Raw genomic sequence first — 26,243 nt, forward strand, 5'->3', positions numbered from 1 at the left:
GGATTTTGGCAAAACAGGCAACCGTGTTAATGAAACAGAAAACATTATGGATTAATCAAATCAAGGGGTTATGTATTTGTCTGGTTGTGGTTTATCACTCCGTCATCACGTTTTACCCGCACCTGTCCACTTTCCAGCATCCGTGGTCGCAAACGCTCTCTAAATGCTGGATTTATTTCAACCTTTACCTCGCGCCGTTTCGTATGCCGGTGTTCTTTTTTATCTCCGGCTATCTCATTCGCCGCTATATAGACGATGTGCCGTGGAAAGAAACGCTTGATAAGCGTATCTGGAGCATCGTTTATGTGCTGGTGCTGTGGGGCCTCCTGCAATGGGCTGGTCTAAGCCAGATCAATGACTGGCTCGCGCCGCAGCGCGATCTGAGTAATGCCGCCAACGCGGCTTACGCGGAGAACTGGCGTGAGTTCCTTAAGGGCATGCTCACCGCCAGCACCAGCTTGTGGTATCTCTATGCGCTGGTGGTCTATTTCACGCTTTGTAAGCTGCTCAGCAACTGGAAAGCGCCGGTATTAGCGCTGATGATCCTGGCAAGCCTGGCGATTAATTACCTGCCGCTGCCGTGGTGGGGGATGAACAGCGTGGTTCGCAATATGATTTTCTATTCTCTCGGTGCCTGGTATGGAGCAAGCGTCATGGAGTGGGTCAAAACCGTGTCGTTCCGCCGCTACGGATTACTGTTTGCGCTGGTGGCCGTGGTGGCTTTCGGGCTGTGGATGTTCAATATGCCACTGCCGCTGTGCCTGCTTTCTATTGTGGGCATTATGCGTTTGTTCCAGATGCTGGAGCAGCGTTTTCCCCCCAACGAAAAGAGCCTGCTGAACGTGGTCGGCTCCAATACGCTGGCGATTTATACCACTCACCGTATTCTGATTGAGGCCATCAGCCTTGCGCTGCTCAAACCGATGAACGCGGGCGCATGGCCGCAAACGGTCGAACTGGCGCTGCTGTTAGTCTATCCGTTCGCCACGTTGCTGATTTGTACGCTGGTTGGGCTGATGGTGCGAAAATTGTCGTCGGCGCTGTTCGCCGATCTCTTTTTCACGCCGCCAACGAAACATCTCACGACGGTGCAAGCGCGTTAATCCTGCACGTCGTATTGGCTAAACCCGCCTAATCACAGATAATAATGGTATTGCGTATCAGGGATATGCCCCCATAACGGGGGCATATCCATAACGAGATCTTGATATCCCCATGCCTGAACAATACCGTTATTCCCTGCCTGTCAAAGCAGGCGACCAGCGCCAGTTTGGCGAACTGACAGGTGCTGCCTGCGCCACCGAAGTTGCGGAAATCATTGAGCGCCATCCTGGCCCGGTCGTGCTGATTGCGCCGGATATGCAAAACGCGCTGCGCTTGCAGGATGAGATTGGGCAATTTACCGATAACCTGGTGATGAACCTTGCCGACTGGGAAACGCTGCCGTATGACAGTTTCTCGCCACATCAGGAAATTATCTCTTCCCGCCTGTCGACGTTATATCAACTCCCCTCCATGCAGCGCGGCGTGCTGATTGTTCCGGTAAATACCCTGATGCAACGCGTTTGCCCGCACAGTTACCTGCATGGCCATGCGCTGGTGATGAAAAAAGGGCAACGTTTGTCGCGCGATGAACTGCGTAGCCAACTGGATAGCGCGGGTTATCGTCATGTTGATCAGGTTATGGAGCATGGGGAGTACGCCACGCGCGGCGCGCTGCTCGATCTTTTCCCAATGGGCAGCGAGCAGCCCTTCCGCCTCGACTTTTTCGACGACGAAATCGACAGTTTGCGTCTGTTCGACGCTGATACCCAGCGTACGCTGGAAGAAGTCGAGGCGATTAACTTACTGCCCGCGCACGAATTCCCGACCGATAAAAACGCCATTGAGCTGTTCCGCAGCCAGTGGCGCGATAAATTTGAGGTCAAACGCGACGCAGAGCATATCTACCAGCAAGTCAGCAAAGGTACGTTGCCTACCGGGATTGAGTACTGGCAACCGCTGTTTTTCAGCGAACCGCTACCGCCACTGTTCAGTTATTTCCCGGCGAATACGTTGCTGGTCAACACCGGTAATCTGGAAAACAGCGCCGAACGCTTCCAGCAGGAGACGCAGGCGCGTTTTGAGAATCGTGGTGTTGATCCCATGCGCCCTTTGCTACCGCCGGAAACGCTGTGGCTTCGCGTTGATGAACTCTATAGCGAGCTGAAGAAATGGCCGCGCATCCAGTTAAAAACCGAACAACTCTCCGACAAAGCCGCGCATATTAACCTGGGTTATAGGTCATTACCGGATCTGGCGGTACAGGCGCAGCAGAAATCACCGCTCGATAACCTGCGTAAGTTTCTGGAATCGTTCGGCGGACCGGTGGTCTTCTCCGTCGAGAGTGAAGGTCGTCGCGAGGCGTTAATTGAGCTGCTGGCACGCATCAAAGTTGCGCCTAAGCGCATTATGCGTCTCGACGAAGCCGAAACGCCGGGCGCATACCTGATGATCGGTGCCGCAGAACACGGCTTTATCGATACGTTACGCAGCCGGGCGCTAATTTGTGAAAGCGATCTGCTCGGTGAGCGCGTCGCGCGTCGCCGCCAGGATACACGGCGCACCATCAACCCGGATACTTTGATCCGTAACCTGGCCGAACTGCATGACGGCCAGCCGGTGGTGCACCTGGAGCACGGCGTGGGGCGTTATGCCGGAATGACCACGCTGGAAGCGGGCGGCATCAAAGGTGAATACCTGATGCTGACCTACGCCGGTGACGCCAAACTGTATGTACCCGTCTCGTCACTGCATTTAATCAGCCGCTATGCAGGTGGTGCGGAAGAGAATGCGCCGCTGCATAAACTGGGGAGCGATGCCTGGTCGCGCGCGCGGCAAAAAGCGGCGGAAAAAGTGCGCGATGTCGCCGCAGAACTGCTGGATATTTACGCGCAGCGCGCCGCCAAAGCGGGCTTCGCCTTTAAACATGACAAAGAGCAGTATCAACTTTTCTGCGACAGTTTCCCGTTTGAAACCACGCCGGATCAGGCTCAGGCCATTAATGCGGTGCTCAGCGATATGTGCCAGCCGCTGGCAATGGACCGCCTGGTGTGTGGTGATGTCGGCTTCGGTAAAACTGAAGTAGCGATGCGCGCTGCGTTTCTCGCGGTCGAGAATAATAAGCAGGTGGCGGTGCTGGTGCCCACCACTCTGCTCGCTCAGCAGCACTTCGATAACTTCCGCGATCGCTTCGCCAACTGGCCGGTGCGCATCGAAATGCTTTCACGTTTTCGCAGCGCCAAAGAGCAGGCGCAGATCCTGGAGCAGGCCGCCGAAGGAAAAATCGATATTCTGATTGGCACGCACAAGCTGTTGCAAAGCGATGTCAAACTGAAGGATCTCGGCCTGTTAATTGTCGATGAAGAGCACCGTTTCGGTGTGCGCCACAAAGAGCGTATTAAAGCGATGCGCGCCGATGTGGATATCCTGACGCTGACCGCCACGCCGATCCCCCGTACGCTGAATATGGCGATGAGCGGGATGCGCGATCTGTCGATTATCGCCACCCCGCCCGCGCGCCGCCTGGCGGTAAAAACCTTTGTCCGCGAGTACGACAACCTGGTGGTTCGCGAGGCAATACTGCGCGAGATCCTGCGCGGTGGGCAGGTCTACTATCTCTACAATGATGTGGAAAATATCCAGAAAGCCGCCGACCGGCTGGCGGAACTGGTGCCGGAAGCGCGCATCGCCATCGGTCACGGCCAGATGCGTGAACGCGAGCTGGAGCGGGTGATGAATGATTTCCACCATCAACGTTTCAACGTGCTGGTATGCACCACCATTATTGAAACCGGGATCGATATTCCGACCGCCAACACCATCATTATTGAACGCGCCGATCACTTCGGCCTTGCGCAGCTACACCAGTTGCGCGGACGTGTCGGGCGTTCGCACCATCAGGCCTACGCCTGGCTGCTGACGCCGCATCCCAAAGCGATGACCACAGATGCGCAAAAACGCCTGGAGGCCATCGCCTCGCTGGAAGATTTAGGCGCAGGCTTTGCGCTGGCTACGCATGATCTGGAAATTCGTGGCGCGGGAGAACTACTGGGCGAAGACCAGAGTGGGCAGATGGAAACTATCGGCTTTTCGCTCTATATGGAGCTGCTGGAAAACGCGGTCGATGCGCTGAAAGCGGGCCGCGAGCCGTCGCTGGAAGATCTCACCAGCCAGCAAACTGAAGTTGAATTACGTATGCCTTCGCTGTTGCCGGATGACTTTATTCCTGACGTCAACACGCGCCTGTCATTCTATAAACGCATCGCCAGCGCTAAAGATGAGAATGCGCTGGAGGAGATTAAAGTTGAGCTGATTGACCGTTTCGGCCTGTTGCCGGATGCGGCGCGTACCCTGCTGGATATTGCCCGCTTGCGCCAGCAGGCGCAAAAACTGGGGATCCGCAAGCTGGAAGGCAACGAGAAAGGCGGCATGATTGAGTTCAACGCGAAAAATCATGTCAATCCGGCGTGGCTGATTGGCTTGCTGCAGAAACAACCACAGCATTTCCGCCTCGATGGCCCAACGCGGCTGAAATTTATGCAGGATCTCAGCGAGCGCAAAGTGCGGATGGATTGGGTTCGTAATTTTATGCAGCAGCTAGCCGAAAACGCGGTAGCCTGACAAAATGCGTTACGCCGGGTCGCATGGCCCGGCACCTTTACTTTCCTCAACATTTACAAATATTTTGCAATACTCCAGGATTTCCCTACACGCTGACCTACCATAATTCCATCACAGAGCTTTATAGCAATAACCTTATGATTTACATGGATTATGGTAATGATTAAAACGTCGCGTTTCATTCACTGGCTCGCGCTGCTGGCCGCCGCTGCCACTGTCGCTCTCGCCCTACCCGCACACGCTAATACCTGGCCTTTACCCCCTTCCGGCAGCAATCTGGTTGGCGAGAACCGTTTTCATGTCGTGCAGAATGACGGCGGTTCACTCGAGGCGATTGCTAAGCAATATAATGTGGGGTTCCTTGCGCTTTTGCAGGCCAACCCCGGTATCGATCCGTATGTCCCGCGCGCGGGCAGTGTACTGACCATTCCGCTGCAAACGCTGCTGCCCGATGTGCCGCGCAAAGGCATTGTGATCAACCTCGCCGAACTGCGCCTCTATTACTATCCGCCGGGTAAAAACGAAGTCACGGTTTACCCGATCGGCATTGGCCAACTGGGTGGTGACACGCTGACGCCCACTATGGTCACCACGGTCTCGGATAAACGCGCGAACCCCACCTGGACACCGACCGCAAATATTCGCGCGCGTTATAAAGCACAGGGAATAGATCTACCCGCGGTGATGCCTGCCGGGCCGGATAACCCGATGGGCCACCATGCCATTCGCCTTGCCGCGTTTGGTGGCGTCTATTTGCTGCACGGCACTAACGCCGATTTCGGTATCGGTATGCGCGTTAGCTCCGGCTGCATTCGCCTGCGTGACAAGGACATCTCTAACCTGTTTGCCCAGGTTTCCCCGGGTACGCCAGTGAATATCATCAATACGCCGATCAAAGCGTCAGTTGAGCCTGATGGCAGGCGTCTGGTTGAAGTGCATCAGCCGCTATCAAAATCGATTAACGATGATCCTAAAACATTACCCATCGTGCTGAATGCCGCGATGCAAGCGTTCAAAGATGATGTCCGCAGCGATGCAGCAGTAATGAACCACGTAATGGAAGTGCGTTCCGGGATGCCGGTCGATGTCACCCGCCACATTGAAAATGTGTCGCAGGTGATGTAACTGCCCTGCCGACGTAAAAAAAGGCCCCGCGATAATTCGCGGGGCCTTTTTTATGGCTGTGGCGTAATGCGTACGGCTTATTTGTAGAGAATAGCCGTGCCGTGCAGATTGTCGGAGCCAGTCACCGAAGTGATGCGAAACGATTTCGCGCCCATCTGATCGGCTTTCTGTGCCAGTTGATCTTCAACAGAGGCGAGGTTGGAGTTTGCACGTACACCAATGGTCGCCACTTCCTGCTGGCCTGTCGGAGTAGATTGCACTTCAACAGCAGCGAAACTGGCGAAAGAGAGAGAACTCAGTACAGCAGCAGTAAACAGCGCAGTGATAGTTTTCATGATGTCTTTCCTGGATGCAGGTGAAGGATGTCGTTAAACATTAAGTTAACGATCGATACACAAATCGTAGATGTGATCTGCATCATGCGTCAATTTATTTTTATAATGATCGTTAAATAAAATTAAATTCATTTAAAATTCATAAAGATAGGATTTATCAATATGTGCTAATTTGCTGCTGGTTATCTGGCGAGAATATTTTTATAATGGTCATTCAACAAACTAACAAAGGTTAGGCGGCAATATGACCAGTGAAGTCAGTAGTTGCACCAAAAAAAGCCGTGGCCGACCGAAAGTGTTCGACAGGGAAGCGGCGCTCGACAAAGCCATGACGCTATTTTGGCAACATGGTTACGAAGCCACATCATTATCCGATCTCGTCGAAGCGACCGGGGCGAAAGCGCCGACGCTGTATGCCGAGTTCACCAACAAAGAGGGGCTGTTTCGCGCCGTCCTCGATCGTTACATCACCCGATTCGCGCGTCAGCACGAAGCGCAGCTGTTGTGCGAAGAAAAATCGGTGGAAAGCGCGCTGCGGGATTACTTCACCGCCGTGGCGAAGTGCTTTACCAGTACGGATACACCCGCCGGGTGCTTTATGATCAACACCTCGGCAACGCTGGCGGCATCGTCGCAGGCAATTGCGAACACCATTAAATCCCGACATGCACAGCAGGAAGAGACGCTGCGTCAGTTTCTCACTGCTCGCCAACTACGTGGCGAAATTCCGCAAGCGGTTGACACGCTCGCATTAGCGCAGTTTTTAGGATGTATCTTGCAGGGCATGTCCATCAGCGCGCGTGAAGGCGCGAGTTGTGAAAAACTGCTGCAAATCATTCAAACCACCCTGCGGCTGTGGCCAGATTTGATCAAAGCTTGAAAAAAAATGAGACGGGAAACCGTCTCATCTCGCCTCTGTGATAGAGATATCACATTTCAATAATAGGTAAAATCTATCAGCGTTTTTCCTCGCTTTGCTATTCTTAATTGTGATTATTGCGCGGCTAATGATTAGTCCGGGTGATACAAATAATGAGCATCATGATGATGCAGCTATGTACTTGCTTTCCTTTGCTCTCACCCTAAGTGCTGTATTGAACGACTTCCGAGGATAAAGGGTATTTACCTGTACTTAACACATGCAGAAGGAAAATGGAGATGATTTTGCTATTACCATTCATTAAAGTGTTAATAGTAATAACATTATTATTTGGTCTGTGGGTTTTGTTGGGTGGTTCAGTACTGTTTGCGTTTATCTCAATTGTGATAACAGGCCTGCTGCTGGTTCGCCAACACGACTTCATTTGACTGATTAAAGCCTTGCAGAAATGTGAGGCTTTTTTAATGAAAAAAGGCTCCTCAGCCTGAGCGATGAGGAGCCAACATGCAGAGTACTTCTGTTTTACGCTTTGTTATTCAAAACGAGTTGACCATTGCCATCCAGCGGAATTTGCGTACCGGGATCTTTATCCATGCGGATTTTTCCCTGTTGGTCACCAATTTTATACGTCACGTCATAGCCGAGCATTTTTTCTGACTTGTCATACACGGTGCTGCAACGTTGCTGGGTCGTGGTGTAGGTATCCCTTTCTTGCATCCCGCCCTGAATTTGATTACCGGCGTAACCGCCGCCCAGCGCACCAACGACCGTGGCGACATCTTTACCGCGACCACCACCAAACTGGTGCCCCAGCACACCACCCGCTACCGCGCCGAGTACAGAACCGGTAATACGGTTTTCATCTTGCACGGGACGACGATGCGTCACTGTGACATTTCGACACTCCTGACGTGGCGTTTTAACCGTTTCCTTGATTGGCGTCGCAGAAACCACTTGCGCATACTGAGGACCACGCTCAAACACGTTCAGGCTGGCAACTGCGGCAACGCCCAGTGCAGCGGCCACGCCAATACCGATACCCGCTAACATTGATTTATTCATCAGGATTCTCTCCCTGTTTGCTATTGGTAACAATTTTGCAACTTCGCAAGCAAGGAAGCCAATCAGAAAGAACGTAAAAAGAGGGATAGTGGGCAGGAAAATGACGACATTCAGAGTTATCCGAGCGGTTTGACGCCATCACTAGAGGGATATGCTGCTCCCCGGGCAGATAAAGCCGCAGGGAGCAGAACCACGTTAGTGCAATTTGAGACGCGGGCGGATCACCCGGTTAATGCTGCCGACCAGCATCATCAGGCCGGTTTTGAAATAACCATGCAGCGCGACCTGGTGCATGCGGTACAGCGAGATGTACACAAAGCGTGCAATACGGCCTTCTACCATCATCGAACCGCGCATCAGGTTGCCCATCAGGCTGCCAACGGTTGAGAAATTGGACAGGGAAACCAGTGAGCCATGATCTTTATAGACATACGGTTTCAGCGGCTTACCTTTGATCTGCGCCAGAATGTTATGCAAAGCAAGGCTTGCCATCTGGTGAGCGGCCTGCGCACGCGGCGGTACAAAACCACCTTCCGGTCGGGCACACGACGCGCAATCGCCAATCGCGTAAATATCCGCATCGCGGGTGGTTTGCAATGTTGGTTCGACCACCAGTTGGTTAATACGGTTGGTTTCCAGACCGCCAATCTCTTTCATAAAGTCCGGCGCTTTGATACCCGCCGCCCACACCATCAGATCGGCGTTGATGTATTCGCCTTCTTTCGTGTGCAGACCACCTTCATCGGCGCTGGTCACCATCGTTTGGGTCAGTACGCGTACGCCCATTTTGGTCAACTCGTTATGCGCGGCACCGGAAATACGTGGCGGCAGCGCAGGCAGAATACGTTCACCGGCTTCCACCAGCGTCACGTTCAGCGCTTCGTTTGTCAGGCCTTTATAACCATAACTGTGCAGCTGTTTCACCGCGTTGTGTAGCTCCGCAGAGAGTTCAACGCCGGTTGCCCCACCGCCAACAATCGCAATATTGACTTTGCCATTAGCGCCAAGGTTCGCCGAATATTTCAGGAACAGATTGAGCATCTCCTGGTGGAAACGGCGCGCCTGGTGTGGGTTGTCGAGGAAAATGCAGTGCTCTTTCACGCCAGGCGTGTTGAAGTCGTTCGAGGTACTGCCGAGCGCCATTACCAGCGTGTCATAGGCCAGTTTACGTTCCGGCACCAGTAAATCGCCCTTCTCATCGCGCAATTCAGCAAGCGTAATGGTTTTGCTTTCGCGGTTAATATCGACGACAGAACCGAGCTGGAACTGAAAATGGTGATTACGCGCGTGCGCCAGGTAGCTCAGCGCATCAACCCCTTCATCCAGCGAACCCGTCGCTACTTCATGCAGCAACGGTTTCCACAAATGGCTGTGGTTACGATCGACAAGCGTGATTTTCGCTTTTTTGCCACGGCCAAGCTTTTTACCTAACTGCGTCGCCAGTTCCAGACCACCAGCACCACCGCCTACAATCACAATTTTCTTCAATGGTGTAGTCAACGTGACCCCCCTAAAATATTAACCAATTGTTAATTAAAAGTTATAAAAATAGCCTTTAGTTAACAACAAGTTACGCACTTACAACCAGATATTGACGCTGAGAATAACACGAACGGTTCAATGGTCATACCAAAATTGATGTGCATCAAGTTTTGATGCTTAAAAGATGAGCAAGTGTAGTCGACACGCAAAATAATGCCCGGCGAAACGCACAGATAAAAATAACGCCGGCAGGTGAAATAACCTGCCGGAAGAGAGGATTAACCGAGGGTTTTAAAGGCTTTGATACGCTGGAGGTGCGGCGATATATTCTTGAATTTATGCGACTGTTCTTCGTCCCAGACAATTTCGTAGTAGGGGTGCAACTCCTCGGCTGAGCGCTGGCTGTTCAGTGCTTCATCCTGGCGCGAGAGGATCACCAGGCAACGATCGCGATTTTTCTCACGAAAGTTGGACACGCATTTGGTGGCAATGTCCTGGTACTCTTCCGGGCGGTCAATTTTCCCTTCCATGTTCTCGTAAGGAAACAGGTTAGGATTGAGTATCACTTGGCGGATATCGCACAGGAAACCGATGCGCTCTGCCCAGTAACCGCCAAGGCCGACACCGCAAATTAGCGGACGCTCGTCGATATTGAGCTGCAACATCTTATCCACTTCTTTCAGCAGGTGCTGCATGTCATGCTTCGGATGGCGCGTGCTGTAGCTAATCAGACGCACATCCGGATCAATAAACTGCAGCTGCAACACTTTTTCATGGTTGCCGGGGCTGTTTGAGTCAAAACCGTGTAAATAGATAATCATGGTATCCTCACCACTTCGACATCGCGTCCGCAGGAATTAACGAGCCTCTTTGTGCTCCTGCCAGCGCGCATGTAGCTGCTCCAGCTCGTTATGAGCAGCCTTCCAGCGCGCCGAGTTCATCAACTCCTGACGAGAATATGAACCTTTATGATACAAATGCGTAACACGTTGTGCATTGATCGGCGACAGGTTATCCAACACGCTTACTGCGCCTTTACGATTATTACAGACCAGGATCATATCGCAACCGGCATCCAGCGATGCTTGCCCACGTTCAGCGTAACTTCCCATGATAGCCGCGCCTTCCATTGACAAATCATCCGAAAAAATCACGCCGTCAAACCCCAGCTCGCCGCGTAATACGGTTTTCAGCCAATATGGCGAGCCGCTGGCCGGACGCGGATCCGCGTCGGTATAGATCACATGCGCGGGCATAATCGCATCGAGTTTGTTTTGCTCAATGAGGTTGCGGAAAATCGTCATATCATGCGCGCGGATTTCGCCTTGTGGTCGCGGGTCGCGTGGTGTTTCTTTATGGGAATCGGCCGTAACCGCCCCGTGACCGGGAAAGTGTTTACCGGTGGTTTTCATCCCTGCGCTGTGCATCCCGTCGATAAAGCGCGTCGCCATAGCCAGCGCTTTCACCGGGTCTTCATGATACGAACGCTCGCCAATCGCCGCGCTGATATGCCCAATATCCAGCACCGGGGCAAAACTGATGTCGATATCCATGGCGATCATTTCGCTGGCCATTAGCCAACCCGCCTCCTGAGCCAGCCGTCCGCCCTCTTCCAGCCCATGCAAAGCAGCAAAAGATTGTGCGGCGGGTAAGCGAGTAAAGCCGTCGCGAAAACGCTGTACGCGCCCGCCTTCCTGATCAACTGCCACCACCAGACGATGATGCGAAGCGCTGCGGATCTGGCGCACCAGCTCCCGTAATTGCTCGGGATCGTGATAATTACGGGTAAAGAGGATCAGGCCACCAATCAGCGGGTGCGCCAGAATCTCGCGCTCTTCCGCATCCAGTTCGTACCCTTCCACATCCAACATCACTGGGCCCACATTTACCTCTCTTGTTCTTTTTTCGCTAGCTGACGCCATATTTCATTCGCCAGCGTAATAAATTGTTGATCGCCCGTTTGCTGCCAGCGGCACTCATACCAGCCAGCCATCAGCATCAAAACCCACGGACGCCAGCGCCGGACCTGGCGCCACAGCAAAGCGGGATTAATGGCAGACTGATGCGCATAGCGATTCACCAGTTCCTGCCGCTCTGCCTCGTTTTTCGTCCATATCGCCGCCAATTCCAGCGCGACATCGCCATCGCCCGCATATTCCCAGTCGATCAGCCGCACCCCCCTGGCACTCTGCACCAGGTTTCCGGCGTGGACATCCATATGTAACGGTGCCTGCCGTAGCGGCACAGGCTCTTTTTGCTGGCGCAACTGTTTTAACTGGCGCAACCAGAACGGCGTCCGCCGCGAACGCGCACTCTGCTGCCAGTAACCTTCAAGCAGCGGCAATAATGTTATCCGCCAGCCAAACAGCGGCTGGCGGTGTAAATCGTACAGTAACGGCACCAGCACACTGGCCTGCGGCAGCACAGCGCAGACCTCGCCGGGTAGATAATCGACCGCCATCCACTCGCCGGTGAATAAGCGCGGGCGTGGAGCAATAGAAGCCGGCAAGCGGCGGAGTAAGCGATACTGACGCAGAAAAGGCGATGATGTCGCCTGGTGCCGTTTTCGCAGCACCAGCGTATGCCGTCCATCGCTAATAAGACAACTCCCGCCGCTGAGGCCGGTATTCTGGCTGGCGACGGGAGTATAGGTCGGAAAGTAGCGTGACAACACCTCGTCACGCGTCTGTTTATTGTTGCTGAACCGCACCTTTACCCGACCAGATAATTTCGCCGGTCTGTACCAGCATCAATTGCATTTGCAGCGCCGGTGCGTTGACATTCCCGGTCGCGTTGGAGTAGAGCACATACTGCGCCCCGACGTTACGGGCAATACCGATGGCTTTACTGCGCGTACCGAGGCTGTCCTGTGGAGAGAGCCCCAGTTGTTGCTTCGCGACCGCCAGTTGCTGCTCGGTAACAAGCGTAAATTTACCGTTATTCGCTAACGCATTGCGCACCACACCCGTTGCTTCGCTCGTGTTAATGGAACCGTTGGTTCGGTTATTAACGCTATCCACTAACAGCACGCTGCCTGCGTTCGCGCCGCTGGCCTGCAACATTTTACCGACCATCGGCTGAACGGCGCCATTCCAGTCAAAATGACGCTCGCGCGGCGCGGGCTGCCCCGTTTGATCCTGGTGCTCAATTGGCCCCGGTTGCTGCTGCGGCAGCGTCGGGACAGAAGGCACTTCCGGCACCGGTTGTTGCGGCTCTACCGGCGTAGGTTGTTGCGGCGTGCCTGCACCACCCGCCTGATCAACCGGCGCGGGTTGCTGATCGCTAATACAACCCGCAAGCAGCACGGCCAGGGTTGTCAGTAGCGCGTAGCGTCCAATAGTTTTAATCAAGAGTCACCCCTTACAGGTAAAGATAAAGTCTGACGCTGTGCGCACCCAAATAGTTGGCGCTGCCATACACCGTCACGCCCGAATTTCCCGGGATCGTGACGGTTCGCGGCGCTTCCAGCGGGTGCATTTCCAGACCTCTGGCGTCATACCAGAAAAAACGATAATGCACGATAACGGGCTGCTGTCGTTCATTAAACAACCGTGAAGACGCGGAAGGCTGGAGTTCCTGCGTACTTAACGTCGGCGGCTGCGCAATAATCCCTGAGGCCAGAATGCTCGATTCCATCACTAACGTCTGGTCGTCGGCGACCGGGATCGTTGGACGTGAACTGCACCCCACCAGCACCAGCGCTGCCAGCCATAACGCGACACGCCCGTTCGTCATATTAAAGACCTTTATGAGCCAGCATCGGCCCTAATGCGCGCCCGCCGAGCAGGTGCATATGAATATGGTAAACCTCCTGGCCGCCATGACGATTACAGTTCATGATCAAACGGTAACCGTCTTCAGCAACCCCCTCATCGCGGGCGATTTTCGCCGCAACCGTCACCATGCGCCCCAGCGCCTGCTCGTGCGCTTCGGTCACGTCATTCACGGTTGGGATCAGGATGTTTGGCACAATCAGGACATGGGTTGGAGCTTGCGGAGAGATATCGCGAAAAGCGGTAACCAGTTCATCCTGGTAAACAATATCCGAGGGAATTTCGCGGCGGATGATTTTACTGAAAATGGTTTCTTCGGCCATGACGTTTTCCTTTTATGTACGCGGAGCCAGCCCGCAGCCGTCGTCAATTACGTGCCCTAGAGTATGATCGAGATTCTCTTGTTGTTTCAACCAAAACGCTGTTTTTCTTTCACCTTTCCGGATTTGTTGACGTGCAAATCGCCCGTGTTTAAACCGCACTGCGATGAAATTGCATTTCAGAAGTGAATATTACATCTGTTTACATTCATGAAGTGAATGCGTATATTTCGCATTTGCATTTTCATGCGCAATTATTACCAGACGAATTACAAAACCCGCCTGACGCGACAACGTATCGCGGCAAGGCTTTCCCTCTAACGCACCATTAAGGGTTTATTCATGTCTTTCACTCATCACGCCAGGAACGAAGCGCGTTCGTTAGCCGCTACACCGTCTCTGCTTGCCGCCTGCATTGCAATGGCTTTAGTCCCCTCTGCTGCGTTTGCGGCAGATACCGCTGCAGCATCTGAAGATACGGTTGTGGTTGATGGCGCAGCATTAAGCACCTCTGACAGCCAGGCGCAAGACTACAGCGTAAAAACCACCACCACTGGCACCAAGCTGTTACTGGTCCCGCGAGATATTCCACAATCTGTGAGTGTAGTCAGCCAGCAGCGTATGCAGGATCAGCAGCTAAATACGATCGAACAAGTGCTGGATAATACGATTGGCGTCAGCGCATCGCGCATTGACAGCCACCGTACGAACTTTTTCGCTCGGGGCTTTTTCGTCAGTAACTTTGCTTATGAAGATATGCCGACATTTCTTGATAACCGCTGGAATTTTGGTGATACCGCAGGCGACACGGCAATTTATGACAAGATTGAAGTGGTGCGCGGCGCGGCCGGTCTGATGAGTGGAACAGGTAATCCCTCTGCTTATGTCAACATGGTGCGTAAACATGCCGACAGCAAAGAATTCAAAGGAACCGCCACTGCGACTTACGGCAGTTGGGACGACCAGCGTTATGTGCTGGATCTGCAAGCACCGCTGACCGAATCGGGCAATGTGCGCGGCCGGGTTATCACCGGTTATCAGGATAAAGATTCCTGGGTTGAACGTAACCACTACCGCAAAAAATTCATCACCGGTGTAGTAGATGCAGATATCACTGATTCCACTACCCTTTCTCTCGGCTATGACTATCAGGAAAGTGAAGAAGACAGCCCAACGTGGGGCGGTTTCCCGTCGCTGTACAGTGATGGCAGCCGCACGCATTTCCGCCGCGGTTTCAATACCGCTGCTGACTGGGCTTACTCTAACGTCGACTCTTCAAAAATTTTCGCCAACCTGACTCAGCGTTTTGATAACGGCTGGGAGGCTAAAATTAACGCCATGCATGCGGAAACCAACTTCGACAGCAAGTTGATGTATATCGACGGTTACCCGGATAAAACCACTGGTCTGTATGATGCCTCGCAGTGGCAAGGCGCATGGGGCGGCTGGAACCGTGGCGAGCGCAAACAGGACTCCATTGATGCATTTGTGCGCGGTGGGTACGATTTGTTTGGTCGCCAGCACGAAGTAATGTTCGGCGGTAGCTACAGCCGCCAGCGCAACAATTATGACAACTCATACCCGGTTAATGACAATTCCGGCCTGATGGATGTCGGCAACATTCATAAATATAACGGTAACACGCTGGCCGACCCGAGCTGGTCTGAGTGGGCGCTCTACCAGCGCGATGTGATCCGCCAGAAATCACTGTATGCGGCAACGCGTATCTCTTTGGCCGATCCGCTGCACTTGATCCTCGGCGCGCGTTATACCGAATGGAGCGCAAAATATAATCTGGAACGTAAGCCGGATGAGATCCGTAACAGCAAGTCCGATGACGTTACGCCCTACGCTGGTCTGATTTATGACATTGATGACACCTGGTCTGTTTACGGTAGCTACACCTCTATTTTCGAACCGTCCAGCCAGCGCGATATCAACAGCGAGTTCCTGGAACCTACAACCGGTAAAAGCTATGAAGCCGGGATCAAGGGTGACTGGTATAACACACGTTTGACGGCGACCCTGGCAGTATTCCGTACCGAGCAGGATCACGTTGCCGTATCGACAGGCGAGTACATTCCGAACTCCGGCGGCCAGACAGCGTATAGATCCGTCAACGGCACGGTAAGCAAAGGCGTCGAATTTGAGCTCAATGGTGCTCTCACCGACAACTTACAGCTCACCTTTGGTGCCAGCCGTTTTATGGCTGAAGATGGTGACGGTGTAGCCGTTAACCCGGAACAGGCGCGCACTACCATGAAATTATTCACGCGTTACCAGTTGCCGATGCTGCCAGAGCTTTCCGTTGGCGGCGGCGCGCGCTGGCAGAATAAAACCTGGCAGGATATCAAAGGCCCGAGCGGCGATATGCGCATCACCCAGAGCGGTTATACGGTGGTGGCTCTCTTCACCCGCTACCAGGCAACCAAAAACTTTGCGGTTCAAGCCAATCTGAACAATGTGTTCGATAAAGAGTATTACGATTATCTGGGCACTTATGGTGTGTACGGTGCGCCGCGTAACTTCTCCGTAAGCGCCAGTTACAGCTTCTGATAATCACAGCTGTGCACTCGCTAAGCCCGCTGTACGACACGCGGGCTTTTTTATGCTCTACAGATTATGTTTTCCAAAAACTGCGTGGTCCCCGCGAAAACCGCCATCACCAATAACTGCCCTGCTTCCCCCCAGCCAGCATCAACGGGCCGTTTATGGCAGATCTTTTACCTCCGTACGTTGAGCGCTAAACCTGACGTGAGTTTGTGGACGCATTTGTGAGCCACATTCGGTGGCAATCGCAGCGAGTGTGTGGGCGCGGAGGCGGTTGACCGCACACGGTCTGTTGGCGGCGACTGATTTTCTCCACTGCTTTTTCAGAACAGTGAAAATTCGCCGTTACAAAAAACACATTGATTGCGCCAGAAAAGGCATACCGACGGTCTAAAAGGAAATCGCTGTCTGCTCCGTGAAATGTAAATCCGCAACCAAAAACTGCTACTGACAACATCCATGAACGTGGTTTTCAGTGGGCAATAAAAAAGGGAGCCATCAGGCTCCCTCAGTCTCCCCAGACTATGGCTTAGTTGTTACGGATGTACTCATCCATTTCGGTTTTCAGGTTATCGGATTTAGTACCGAAAATTGCCTGCACACCGGAACCAGCAACAACCACACCCGCAGCACCCAGTTTCTTCAGGCCAGCCTGATCCACTTTCGCTACGTCAGCCACGCTGACACGCAGACGCGTGATGCACGCATCCAGGTTGGTGATGTTCTCTTTACCGCCGAACGCCGTAACCAGAGCCGGAGCCATTTCGCTGGTAACACCAGCTTTGCTCTCTTCAGTGGTGTCTTCACGACCCGGGGTTTTCAGATCCAGCGCTTTGATCAGCACGCGGAAGATGGTGTAGTAAACCACCGCGTAGCACGCACCGATAACCGGGAACAGCCACAGTTTGCTGCTGTTGCCGCTCAGCACGATGAAGTCAATCAGACCGTGAGAGAACGACGTACCGTCACGCATACCCAGCAGGATACAGATCGGGAATGCCAGACCAGCCAGAATCGCGTGGATAACGTACAGGATCGGCGCAACGAACATGAAGGAGAACTCGATCGGCTCGGTGATACCGGTCAGGAACGAGGTCAGCGCTGCGGAGATCATGATACCGCCCACTTTCGCGCGGTTTTCCGGTTTTGCGGAGTGCCAGATAGCGATAGCAGCAGCCGGCAGACCGTACATTTTGAACAGGAAGCCGCCAGACAGTTTGCCCGCAGTCGGGTCACCCGCCATATAACGCGGGATATCGCCGTGGAACACCTGACCTGCTGCGTTGGTGAACTCGCCAATCTGCATCTGGAAAGGTACGTTCCAGATATGGTGCAGACCAAACGGCACCAGGCAACGTTCAATGAAACCGTAGATACCGAACGCCACAACCGGGTTCTGGTAAGCGGCCCACTGGGAGAAGGTCTGAATCGCAGTACCGATCGGCGGCCAAATGAAGGAGAGGATCACGCCGGTGAAAATCGCTGCCAGACCGGAGATGATCGGCACGAAACGTTTACCAGCGAAGAAGCCCAGATACTCAGGCAGCTTGATGCGATAGAAGCGGTTAAACATATACGCGGCAATCGCACCGGAGATAATACCGCCAAGCACACCGGTATCAGCCAGGTGTTTTGCGGCAATTTCTTCAGCAGGTAAATGCAGAACCAGCGGCGCAACCACTGCCATGGTTTTCACCATGATGCCGTAGGCAACAACGGAGGCCAGCGCCGAAACGCCGTCGTTATTGGTGAAGCCAAGCGCAACACCGATAGCGAAGATCAACGGCATGTTAGCAAAAACGGAACCGCCCGCTTCGGCCATAACGTGGGAAACCACTTCTGGCAGCCAGCTGAAGTTTGCAGAACCGACGCCCAGCAGGATACCTGCGATAGGCAGTACGGATACTGGCAGCATCAGCGATTTACCGACCTTCTGCAGGTTAGCAAATGCATTCTTAAACATAATTGAGAGTGCTCCTGAGTATTAGTGCTTTTTTCTACGCTTTCACGCATTGGCGAGGGGGGAGAACCGCGCCGTGGGAAGGGCATCTAAGCGCCCTTTATTTATTACACAGAGTAAAATAAATCAGTAAAAGTTTGTTTGACGGCTATCACGTTTCAGCTAGCGCCAGTTACGAAACTCACACTGATTTACAAAAGGTGTCGGCTTCCGTATGAAAAACGACCGCCACCGCCTTTTTTATGGCGGTGAACTTTACTCCGATCGTTTATTAATTACGAGTACTAAAATAAGCTGACAGATCAGGCAGATTGCAGGCGGGATGGGTCAACATGGAACAAACGGGCAAAGTTCTGTGTCGTTTGTTGAGCAAGTTCTTCGACAGAAACGCCTTTCAGCACCGCCATATATTCCGCCACATCGCGCGTCATCGCTGGCTGATTCTCTTTACCGCGATGCGGCACCGGGGCGAGATAAGGCGAATCGGTTTCGACCAGTAAGCGATCGAGTGGAATGTAACGTGCCGCATCACGCAACTGCTCCGCGTTGCGGAAGGTGACGATACCCGAAAACGAGATGTAAAAGCCCATATCCAGCAGCTTACCTGCCGTTTCACGATCTTCAGTAAAGCAGTGCAACACACCACCGCAATCCGTCACGCGCTCTTCCTGCAAAATCGCAAGCGTATCTTCTCGCGCATCGCGCGTATGGACGATCACCGGCTTGTTCAGTTCACGGCCAATGCGGATATGGTTACGGAAGGATTCCTGCTGGCGCGGCTTCGTTTCCGGCGTATAAAAATAGTCCAGTCCGGTTTCTCCCATCGCCACGACGCCCTCTTCCGCCGCCAGTTGGCGCAGCGTGTCGACATCGTACTCTTCGTCCTGATTCAGCGGGTGCACACCGCAGGAAAAGACCACATTCGGGCGCTCACCCACCAGCTCACGCATTGCGCGGTAGCCCGGTAACGTGGTGGCAACCGCCAGACAAAACTTCACATCGCGCGCGGCGGCTTTTGCCAGTACGTCATCAACGTCTTTGTGCAAAGAGTGATAATCCAGGCCATCGAGGTGGCAGTGCGAATCAACTAAAAACATAATCTTCTCTTACAGATGGGAGACAGGAAGCGTTACACCTGTTTGCTGATAACGTTCCAGCGTTAACAATAGATCGGTCAACAGCAACTCGCGGTTAACCCCAACCACACTAAGCAACTGTTCACGACAGGTAAAAATAGCATGCAGTAGCGCGTGCAGCGTTGGCGCTTGCACCTGGCGCGCCAGCTTCTCTACCAGCGCTAAGGCATCGACATTGCTAAGCAACGTCGCGCCTTGCTGCATTTTTAATGCATCAAGCAGCAACGCAGAGAGCCACTGTAAACGCTCAGCCACTTTATCGTGGTTCAGCGTTGGGAGCATCGCCAGCCAGTCACCATTATTCAGCGCTGCCTCTGTCGCCTGGCAAAGCGTCTGCCGTTGCGCCCAAACATCGTCCTGAAGCAGCGCTTCTGCCGCACCAGGCGAACCGGCGCACAAACGTAATGCGGTCAGAATTGTCTCTTGCGAGGCGGTAACTTCCCGTGCAAGCCAGCTGCAGGCATAGTTTTCTGCGGGAGGCGCAAGGTGGTGCAAGCGGCAGCGACTGCGCAAAGTCGCTAATAATCTTGCCGGCTCCCGACAGCCGAGGAAGAACCAGGTGCGCGCGGGCGGCTCTTCCAGCGTCTTCAGCAACGCGTTGGCGGCCGCGTCGGTCAATAACGCGGCATCCTGGATCCACACCACTTTCGCGCCGCCCAGCCGCGCATGTTCGTAAAGCTTTTCACTCACTTCACGCACCGCATCAATGCCCAGCGCGGATTTTCCTTTTTCCGGTGCCAGTGCATAGTAATCAGGATGCGTTCCAGCCTGCATAAGCTGACAGCCGCGGCAGTGGCCGCAGCTTTTATGGCCTACAGGTGTCTGGCATAACAGGAAACGACTGATGGCGTAAATCAACGCATCTTCGCCCATCCCCGGCAGGGCGTGGATCAGCAACGCGTGGTGCCCACGACCGCTCTGATAACTGGCAACCAGTTGCTCAAAATCGGGACGCAGCCACGGATACCATTTCATGCGCCCTGCTCCTGCACCCAGGCTGTTACCGTCTGGCGGATGTCGGCAATCACGTTATCCAGCGGTTGAGTCGCATCAACGGTGCGAATACGCTCATCTTGCGCAGCCAGTTCAAGGTAGCGCGCGCGGGTACGATTAAAGAAATCCAGCGACTCTTGCTCAATACGATCCAGCTCGCCACGCGCACGCGCACGTTTCAGGCCAACTTCCGGCGTAACATCCAGATAGAGCGTCAAGTCCGGGCGAAAATCGCCCAGTACGACATCGCGCAGCGTGGCCAGCATGGTCTGATCAATGCCTCGTCCGCCGCCCTGGTACGCCTGCGTTGAGAGGTCATGGCGATCGCCGATCACCCAGCAACCACGCGCCAGTGCGGGTTTAATGACGGTTTCGACCAGTTGAACCCGGGCTGCGTAAAACATCAGAACTTCGGCTTTATCGGTAATGACTTCATCACCAACGGAACGAATATCCAGCACCAGGCTACGCAATTTTTCTGCCAGCAGCGTACCGCCCGGTTCCCGCGTAAACACCATTTCACCGACGCCAAGCTCTTTCAGCGTCTCAACGATGACATCGCGCGCCGTGGTTTTCCCTGCGCCTTCAAGCCCTTCGATAACGATGTATTTACTGCCCATTTTTTTCCTTAAGTACTTTCAGGTAGTCCTGCACTGCCCGGTTATGGCTGGCGAGATTGGTATTAAATGTATGTCCGCCTTTACCATCCGCGACAAAATAGAGATACGGCGTCTTAGCCGGATGCGCCGCCGCTTTCAGCGAGGCCTCACCGGGTGTAGCAATAGGGCCCGGCGGCAAACCGCTAATTACATAGGTGTTATAGTCGGTCGGCGTTTCCAGATCGGTGCGCGACAGCTTACCATTATAACGCGCGCCCATCCCGTAGATAACCGTCGGATCGGTCTGCAGCCGCATCCCGATGCGCAGGCGGTTAATAAAGACGGAGGCCACCTGATCGCGCTCGCTGGCAACAGCCGTCTCTTTTTCGACAATCGACGCCATGGTTACCAGTTGGTTCTGATCTTTATACGGTAGCCCCTCCATACGCCCTTCCCAGGCTTGCTCCACCGCACGCGACATTTTCTGATGCGCACGCTTGAGCAACGCAATGTCGGTCGTATTAGCGGTGTACATCCAGGTATCGGGCCAAAACCAGCCTTCAACCCATTGCGGGTGTTCCAGTTTCAGCGCCTCAGCCACCGTGGCGTAATCATCATCTTTCAGTGTGTGCTTAATATACGGTGCGTCGCGCAGTTGCTTGAGGTAATCACTCAGGCGCATGCCTTCGACCAGTCGCAGCGGAAACTGTGCTTCTTTACCGCTCTCCAGTAACTGCAACATCTCGCGCACGGTCATCTTCGGTGTAAAACGGTAGGTGCCGGCTTTGAAATGGGAAAGATCCGGTTCCAGTCGCAGCAGCCACTGAAACACACGCGGGCGATTAATAACCTTTTCGCGATACAGCAATTCACCCAACGCCACACGGCCGGTTCCGGCGGGCAGCGTGAAAATGGTTTCATCTTTAATCAGGATCTGGCTGTCCGCTAACTGGCGAACCTTCCAGACGCCGGCTCCCGCCGCGATAACCAGCAAAGCCAACAGGAGGAGAACTACGCGTAACATTTTCTTCATGACGGATTTATGCGCTCACACAAGGGGGCTAAAAAGTGGTACAAATCCCGCGCTGACCAGTGCTGTTCCGCCCACTGGCGAACCGGGACAACTGGCATCAACGCGTTACAAATAATGACTTCGTCGGCCAGCATCAGCACATCATGCCGCGCATTGACTTCGACAACCTCAAAAGCGGAAGTTTTCAGCTGGCGCAAACAATATTGACGCATGATGCCATCAACACCGGCCTGATCAACGCGCGGCGTGAAGACCTTCGAACCCTGCCGCCAGAAGATATTGGCGGCACAACATTCAACCAGCCAGCCTTCGCTATCCAGTACCAGCGCTTCATCAGCAGAGGTCTGCTCAAGCCCGGTGCGAATCAATACCTGCTCCAGGCGGTTAAGGTGTTTGATCCCGGCAAGCATCGGGTTACGCCCGAGGCGAATATCACTCAACGCCAGGGTTACCCCTTCCTGCCGCCACCGAGAGTAATGGGCAGGGCTTGCTGATAGCGACACTATCCGCGTCGGCGTATCACAACCCGCTGCGCTATAGCCTCGTCCGCCAGTGCCACGGCTGAGAATAACTTTCACCACCCCCTCTTCTTTCTCTTTCGCGAGGTGTGCCATTTCCTGCGCCAGTATGTCCCAGTCGAGATAAGGGATCCGCAGCCGTTTACAGGCAAGACGCAGGCGCTGGAGATGCGCGTCGGGAAACTGGATTTGCCCATCAAGGACACGCGCGGTGGTAAAACAGCCATCGCCAAATTGCGTCGCCCGATCATTCGCGGCAAGCCATTGCTGCTCTTTACCATTAATCAAGGACATAGAGGGCTCCTTATGCGTCTGACCGGACAGTTTGGCAGGATGAAAAGCGCAGGACAAGGGGATAAACCCGAATAGAAAAGGCCCGACAAGCGGGCCTTCATTACACAGCTAAATGATCAAACTTTCTTGAAGATCAATGAGCCGTTGGTGCCACCGAAACCGAAGGAGTTACACAGGGTGTACTCCATACCGCTCACCTGGCGTGCAACATGTGGCACAAAATCCAGATCGCAACCTTCATCCGGGTTATCCAGGTTGATGGTCGGCGGAACAGCCTGATCGCGCAGGGCGAGGATCGAGTAGATAGATTCTACTGCGCCTGCCGCACCCAACAGATGGCCGGTCATCGATTTGGTCGAGCTAACCATTACTGTGCGAGCCGCATCGCCAAATACCGATTTCACGGCCTGCGCCTCTGCCATGTCACCCGCTGGCGTAGACGTACCGTGCGCATTAACATAGCCAATCTGGCCCGGGGTGATGCCGGCATCACGCAGTGCATTAACCATCGCCTTCGCGGCACCCGCACCGTTTTCCGGCGGAGAGGTCATATGGTACGCATCGCTGCTCATACCAAAGCCGACGATTTCAGCATAAATTTTCGCGCCGCGTTTTTTCGCATGCTCATACTCTTCCAGCATGATGATGCCAGCGCCATCGCCGAGAACAAAGCCGTCACGTTCTTTGTCCCACGGACGGCTTGCCGCCTGCGGGTTATCGTTGCGGGTAGACAGCGCGCGCGCTGCGCCAAAGCCACCAACGCCTAACGGCGTACTCGCTTTTTCCGCACCGCCTGCCAGCATGGCATCAGCATCGCCGTAGGCAATGATACGTGCCGCATGACCGATGTTATGCACACCTGAGGTACACGCTGTCGCGATGGAAATACTCGGGCCTTGCAGACCGAACATGATAGTCAGATGACCTGCCACCATGTTGACAATCGTTGAAGGTACAAAGAACGGGCTGATTTTACGCGGCCCACCCTTGACGAGGGAGCTATGGTTTTCTTCGATCAGGCCGAGACCGCCGATACCAGAACCAATCGCTGCGCCAATACGGGATGCGTTCTCTTCTGTGACTTCAAGGCCGGAATCCTGCATGGCCTGAACGCCAGCCACAATTCCATATTGAATGAAGTCATCCATCTTGCGCTGTTCTTTGCGCGAGATGATGTCTTCACAGTTAAAATCCTTTACTAAGCCAGCAAATTTGGTTGCATAGGCGCTAGTATCGAAATGGTCGATCAGGCTGATGCCACTCTGACCGGCAAGGAGAGCTTTCCAGGTAGACTCTACGGTATTGCCGACAGGAGACAACATGCCAAGTCCGGTCACAACTACACGACGCTTAGACACGTTTGTCCTCCAGGGAGGGATAAAAAAAGAGATTCGTGGGATAACTACAGATAAAACTCAGGCGGTCGAGTGACCGCCTGGAGATGTTCACTTACGCCTGGTGACCGTTGATGTAATCAATGGCAGCCTGAACGGTGGTGATCTTCTCAGCTTCTTCGTCCGGAATCTCAGTATCAAACTCTTCTTCCAGAGCCATTACCAGCTCAACGGTGTCAAGAGAATCAGCGCCCAGGTCTTCAACGAAGGAAGCATTGTTGGTAACTTCTTCCTGCTTAACGCCCAGCTGTTCGCCGATAATTTTCTTAACGCGTTCTTCGATAGTGCTCATACTCTTAAATTTCCTATCAAAACTCGCTTTCGCGATGGTTTTCGTAGTGTATAAAATGTTGAAAAATTTGCAACTAAATCCCGGCAGTTCTTACCACGATTTTACGCTATTTTGAGGCCTTTCGCCCTAATAACGCAAATAATTTTCATCGTGGTTAAACCATATACATTCCGCCATTGACGTGCAGGGTTTCACCAGTGATGTAACCCGCCTCGTCAGAGGCTAAAAATGCAACCGCACTGGCGATTTCCTGAGCGCCGCCAAGGCGACCCGCAGGAACCTGCGCCAGAATACCCGCACGCTGATCATCAGACAGCGCACGCGTCATGTCCGTTTCAATAAAACCCGGAGCAACAACGTTTACAGTAATACCGCGGGACGCAACTTCACGTGCCAGCGATTTACTGAAACCGATAAGACCCGCTTTCGCCGCAGCGTAGTTGGCCTGACCAGCATTTCCCATGGTACCAACCACAGAACCGATAGTGATAATACGCCCATGACGCTTTTTCATCATAGCGCGCATTACCGCTTTTGACAGACGGAAAACAGATGAAAGATTGGTGTCGAGAATATCGTTCCACTCATCCTCTTTCATGCGCATCAGCAGGTTGTCACGGGTGATCCCGGCATTATTTACCAGAATATCAACCTCGCCAAATTCTGCGCGAATGTTTTCCAGAACAGATTCGATGGATGCAGCATCGGTCACATTCAGCAGCAGACCTTTGCCGTTCGCACCTAAATAGTCGCTGATCGCCTGCGCGCCGCTCTCACTGGTCGCCGTACCGATTACCTTCGCGCCACGGGCAACGAGGGTTTCAGCAATAGCGCGACCAATACCGCGGCTTGCACCGGTTACCAGTGCGATTTTTCCTTCAAAACTCATGGTCTTCCTCTTTTATTGCGCAAGTGCCTCTGACACGGCAACCGGCTCGTTGAGCGCAGATGCAGTCAGGGTGTCAACAATACGTTTAGCCAGTCCGGTGAGGACTTTACCCGGGCCAACTTCATACAGATGCTCAATGCCCTGTGACGCCATAAATTCAACGCTCTTCGTCCATTGCACGGGGCTGTACAACTGACGCACCAGCGCATCGCGAATCGCTTCTGGCGTCGTTTCGCACTGCACATCCACGTTATTTACAACCGGGATCTGCGGCGCGTTAAAAGTGATGTTATTTAATTCAGCGGCCAGTTTTTCTGCGGCAGGCTTCATCAGCGCGCAGTGCGACGGTACGCTCACCGGCAGCGGCAGTGCACGTTTGGCACCTGCGGCTTTGCAAGCAGCACCTGCGCGCTCAACAGCTTCTTTATGACCAGCAATAACCACCTGGCCTGGCGAATTATAGTTCACCGGAGAGACAACTTGCCCTTGTGCAGATTCTTCACATGCTTTGGCAATAGAAGCATCATCCAGGCCGATAATGGCAGACATCGCGCCAGTACCCGCCGGCACGGCTTCCTGCATGAATTTTCCACGCAGTTCAACCAAACGAACCGCATCAGCAAAGGCGATAACCCCCGCACACACTAATGCGGAGTATTCGCCCAGGCTATGCCCCGCCATCAGCGCAGGCGTTTTACCACCCTGCTGCTGCCATACGCGCCAAAGCGCGACAGAAGCGGCCAGTAGCGCCGGTTGTGTCTGCCAGGTTTTGTTCAGTTCTTCCGCCGGGCCTTGTTGCACCAGAGACCAGAGATCATAACCCAAAACAGCTGATGCCTCTGCGAATGTCTCTTCAATCACCGGATAAGCCGCAGCCATATCAGCTAACATACCGACGGTTTGGGAGCCTTGTCCCGGGAACACAAAAGCAAATTGCGTCATTTTT

Annotated in this window: 24 protein-coding genes; 5 read left to right on the plus strand and 19 right to left on the minus strand. The window is 53.6% G+C overall.

Annotated features, from left to right (window positions below):
• Nucleotides 1–29: 29 nt before the first annotated feature.
• The 3 genes from M8Q36_RS20515 (at nucleotide 30) to ldtC (ending at nucleotide 5,787) form a co-directional block, all read left to right on the plus strand.
• A complete protein-coding gene (locus M8Q36_RS20515) occupies nucleotides 30–1,103 on the plus strand; it encodes an acyltransferase family protein (RefSeq protein ID WP_249882177.1) in 1,074 nt (357 codons plus the stop codon).
• A gap of 112 nt (nucleotides 1,104–1,215) precedes the next feature.
• On the plus strand, nucleotides 1,216–4,662 hold the full coding sequence (gene mfd / locus M8Q36_RS20520) for a transcription-repair coupling factor (RefSeq protein WP_249882178.1): 3,447 nt from the start codon (nucleotides 1,216–1,218) through the stop codon (nucleotides 4,660–4,662).
• Between the two features lie 159 nt (nucleotides 4,663–4,821).
• Nucleotides 4,822–5,787: a L,D-transpeptidase LdtC gene (ldtC, locus tag M8Q36_RS20525; protein ID WP_249882179.1), complete on the plus strand. Its 966-nt coding sequence runs from the start codon at nucleotides 4,822–4,824 to the stop codon at nucleotides 5,785–5,787.
• Nucleotides 5,788–5,864: 77 nt separating this feature from the next.
• On the opposite strand, the gene bhsA is transcribed toward ldtC, so the two are convergent.
• Nucleotides 5,865–6,122 carry a multiple stress resistance protein BhsA gene (gene bhsA, locus M8Q36_RS20530; protein ID WP_249882180.1) on the minus strand — a complete coding sequence of 86 codons (258 nt, stop codon included), beginning with the start codon at nucleotides 6,120–6,122 and terminating at the stop codon, nucleotides 5,865–5,867.
• 244 nt (nucleotides 6,123–6,366) lie between these two features.
• On the opposite strand from bhsA, the gene M8Q36_RS20535 reads away from it, so the two are divergent.
• The gene (locus M8Q36_RS20535) at nucleotides 6,367–7,002 is read left to right on the plus strand and encodes a TetR/AcrR family transcriptional regulator (protein WP_065368728.1); all 636 of its coding nucleotides are present in this window, start codon (nucleotides 6,367–6,369) and stop codon (nucleotides 7,000–7,002) included.
• A gap of 522 nt (nucleotides 7,003–7,524) precedes the next feature.
• Here M8Q36_RS20535 and M8Q36_RS20540 read toward each other — a convergent pair.
• From M8Q36_RS20540 to hinT, 8 genes are all read right to left on the minus strand, one after another.
• Nucleotides 7,525–8,064: a glycine zipper 2TM domain-containing protein gene (locus M8Q36_RS20540; RefSeq protein ID WP_020457466.1), complete on the minus strand. Its 540-nt coding sequence runs from the start codon at nucleotides 8,062–8,064 to the stop codon at nucleotides 7,525–7,527.
• Nucleotides 8,065–8,259: 195 nt separating this feature from the next.
• Complete coding sequence (locus M8Q36_RS20545) at nucleotides 8,260–9,564, minus strand: NAD(P)/FAD-dependent oxidoreductase (RefSeq protein WP_249882181.1); 1,305 nt, start codon at nucleotides 9,562–9,564, stop codon at nucleotides 8,260–8,262.
• Nucleotides 9,565–9,824: 260 nt separating this feature from the next.
• Nucleotides 9,825–10,367 carry an alpha/beta hydrolase YcfP gene (gene ycfP, locus M8Q36_RS20550; RefSeq protein ID WP_020457464.1) on the minus strand — a complete coding sequence of 181 codons (543 nt, stop codon included), beginning with the start codon at nucleotides 10,365–10,367 and terminating at the stop codon, nucleotides 9,825–9,827.
• A 36-nt stretch (nucleotides 10,368–10,403) separates the two neighbouring features.
• Complete coding sequence (gene nagZ / locus M8Q36_RS20555) at nucleotides 10,404–11,429, minus strand: beta-N-acetylhexosaminidase (RefSeq protein ID WP_249882182.1); 1,026 nt, start codon at nucleotides 11,427–11,429, stop codon at nucleotides 10,404–10,406.
• A gap of 2 nt (nucleotides 11,430–11,431) precedes the next feature.
• Nucleotides 11,432–12,256, minus strand: a complete 825-nt coding sequence (thiK, locus tag M8Q36_RS20560; RefSeq protein WP_249882183.1) for a thiamine kinase — start codon at nucleotides 12,254–12,256, stop codon at nucleotides 11,432–11,434.
• Nucleotides 12,237–12,896 carry a penicillin-binding protein activator LpoB gene (gene lpoB, locus M8Q36_RS20565; protein WP_097407879.1) on the minus strand — a complete coding sequence of 220 codons (660 nt, stop codon included), beginning with the start codon at nucleotides 12,894–12,896 and terminating at the stop codon, nucleotides 12,237–12,239. The genes thiK and lpoB overlap by 20 nt, the downstream gene beginning before the upstream one ends.
• A 10-nt stretch (nucleotides 12,897–12,906) precedes the next feature.
• On the minus strand, nucleotides 12,907–13,281 hold the full coding sequence (locus M8Q36_RS20570) for a YcfL family putative periplasmic lipoprotein (RefSeq protein ID WP_249882184.1): 375 nt from the start codon (nucleotides 13,279–13,281) through the stop codon (nucleotides 12,907–12,909).
• A 1-nt stretch (nucleotide 13,282) separates the two neighbouring features.
• A complete protein-coding gene (gene hinT / locus M8Q36_RS20575; protein ID WP_249882185.1) occupies nucleotides 13,283–13,642 on the minus strand; it encodes a purine nucleoside phosphoramidase in 360 nt (119 codons plus the stop codon).
• A 339-nt stretch (nucleotides 13,643–13,981) separates the two neighbouring features.
• On the opposite strand from hinT, the gene fhuE reads away from it, so the two are divergent.
• Nucleotides 13,982–16,195, plus strand: a complete 2,214-nt coding sequence (gene fhuE / locus M8Q36_RS20580; protein WP_249882186.1) for a ferric-rhodotorulic acid/ferric-coprogen receptor FhuE — start codon at nucleotides 13,982–13,984, stop codon at nucleotides 16,193–16,195.
• 523 nt (nucleotides 16,196–16,718) lie between these two features.
• On the opposite strand, the gene ptsG is transcribed toward fhuE, so the two are convergent.
• From ptsG to fabD, 10 genes are all read right to left on the minus strand, one after another.
• A complete protein-coding gene (gene ptsG / locus M8Q36_RS20585) occupies nucleotides 16,719–18,152 on the minus strand; it encodes a PTS glucose transporter subunit IIBC (RefSeq protein ID WP_017456430.1) in 1,434 nt (477 codons plus the stop codon).
• 299 nt (nucleotides 18,153–18,451) lie between these two features.
• Nucleotides 18,452–19,246 (minus strand): metal-dependent hydrolase, encoded by a 795-nt coding sequence (locus tag M8Q36_RS20590; RefSeq protein WP_020457457.1) that lies wholly within the window; start codon nucleotides 19,244–19,246, stop codon nucleotides 18,452–18,454.
• Between the two features lie 9 nt (nucleotides 19,247–19,255).
• Complete coding sequence (holB, locus tag M8Q36_RS20595; RefSeq protein ID WP_249882187.1) at nucleotides 19,256–20,260, minus strand: DNA polymerase III subunit delta'; 1,005 nt, start codon at nucleotides 20,258–20,260, stop codon at nucleotides 19,256–19,258.
• Nucleotides 20,257–20,898: a dTMP kinase gene (gene tmk, locus M8Q36_RS20600; RefSeq protein WP_249882188.1), complete on the minus strand. Its 642-nt coding sequence runs from the start codon at nucleotides 20,896–20,898 to the stop codon at nucleotides 20,257–20,259. The genes holB and tmk overlap by 4 nt, the downstream gene beginning before the upstream one ends.
• Nucleotides 20,888–21,910, minus strand: a complete 1,023-nt coding sequence (gene yceG, locus M8Q36_RS20605) for a cell division protein YceG (RefSeq protein ID WP_249882189.1) — start codon at nucleotides 21,908–21,910, stop codon at nucleotides 20,888–20,890. The genes tmk and yceG overlap by 11 nt, the downstream gene beginning before the upstream one ends.
• On the minus strand, nucleotides 21,907–22,722 hold the full coding sequence (gene pabC, locus M8Q36_RS20610; protein ID WP_249882190.1) for an aminodeoxychorismate lyase: 816 nt from the start codon (nucleotides 22,720–22,722) through the stop codon (nucleotides 21,907–21,909). The genes yceG and pabC overlap by 4 nt, the downstream gene beginning before the upstream one ends.
• A 116-nt stretch (nucleotides 22,723–22,838) precedes the next feature.
• The gene (fabF, locus tag M8Q36_RS20615) at nucleotides 22,839–24,080 is read right to left on the minus strand and encodes a beta-ketoacyl-ACP synthase II (RefSeq protein ID WP_044489622.1); all 1,242 of its coding nucleotides are present in this window, start codon (nucleotides 24,078–24,080) and stop codon (nucleotides 22,839–22,841) included.
• A 91-nt stretch (nucleotides 24,081–24,171) separates the two neighbouring features.
• A complete protein-coding gene (acpP, locus tag M8Q36_RS20620) occupies nucleotides 24,172–24,408 on the minus strand; it encodes an acyl carrier protein (protein WP_000103754.1) in 237 nt (78 codons plus the stop codon).
• A 154-nt stretch (nucleotides 24,409–24,562) separates the two neighbouring features.
• Nucleotides 24,563–25,297: a 3-oxoacyl-ACP reductase FabG gene (gene fabG, locus M8Q36_RS20625; protein ID WP_017456423.1), complete on the minus strand. Its 735-nt coding sequence runs from the start codon at nucleotides 25,295–25,297 to the stop codon at nucleotides 24,563–24,565.
• Between the two features lie 12 nt (nucleotides 25,298–25,309).
• On the minus strand, nucleotides 25,310–26,239 hold the full coding sequence (gene fabD, locus M8Q36_RS20630; protein WP_175272474.1) for an ACP S-malonyltransferase: 930 nt from the start codon (nucleotides 26,237–26,239) through the stop codon (nucleotides 25,310–25,312).
• Nucleotides 26,240–26,243: the final 4 nt, after the last annotated feature.

The organism is Kosakonia sp. R1.Fl (assembly GCF_023516815.1).
In the GTDB taxonomy this organism is placed as follows: Bacteria; Pseudomonadota; Gammaproteobacteria; order Enterobacterales; family Enterobacteriaceae; genus Kosakonia.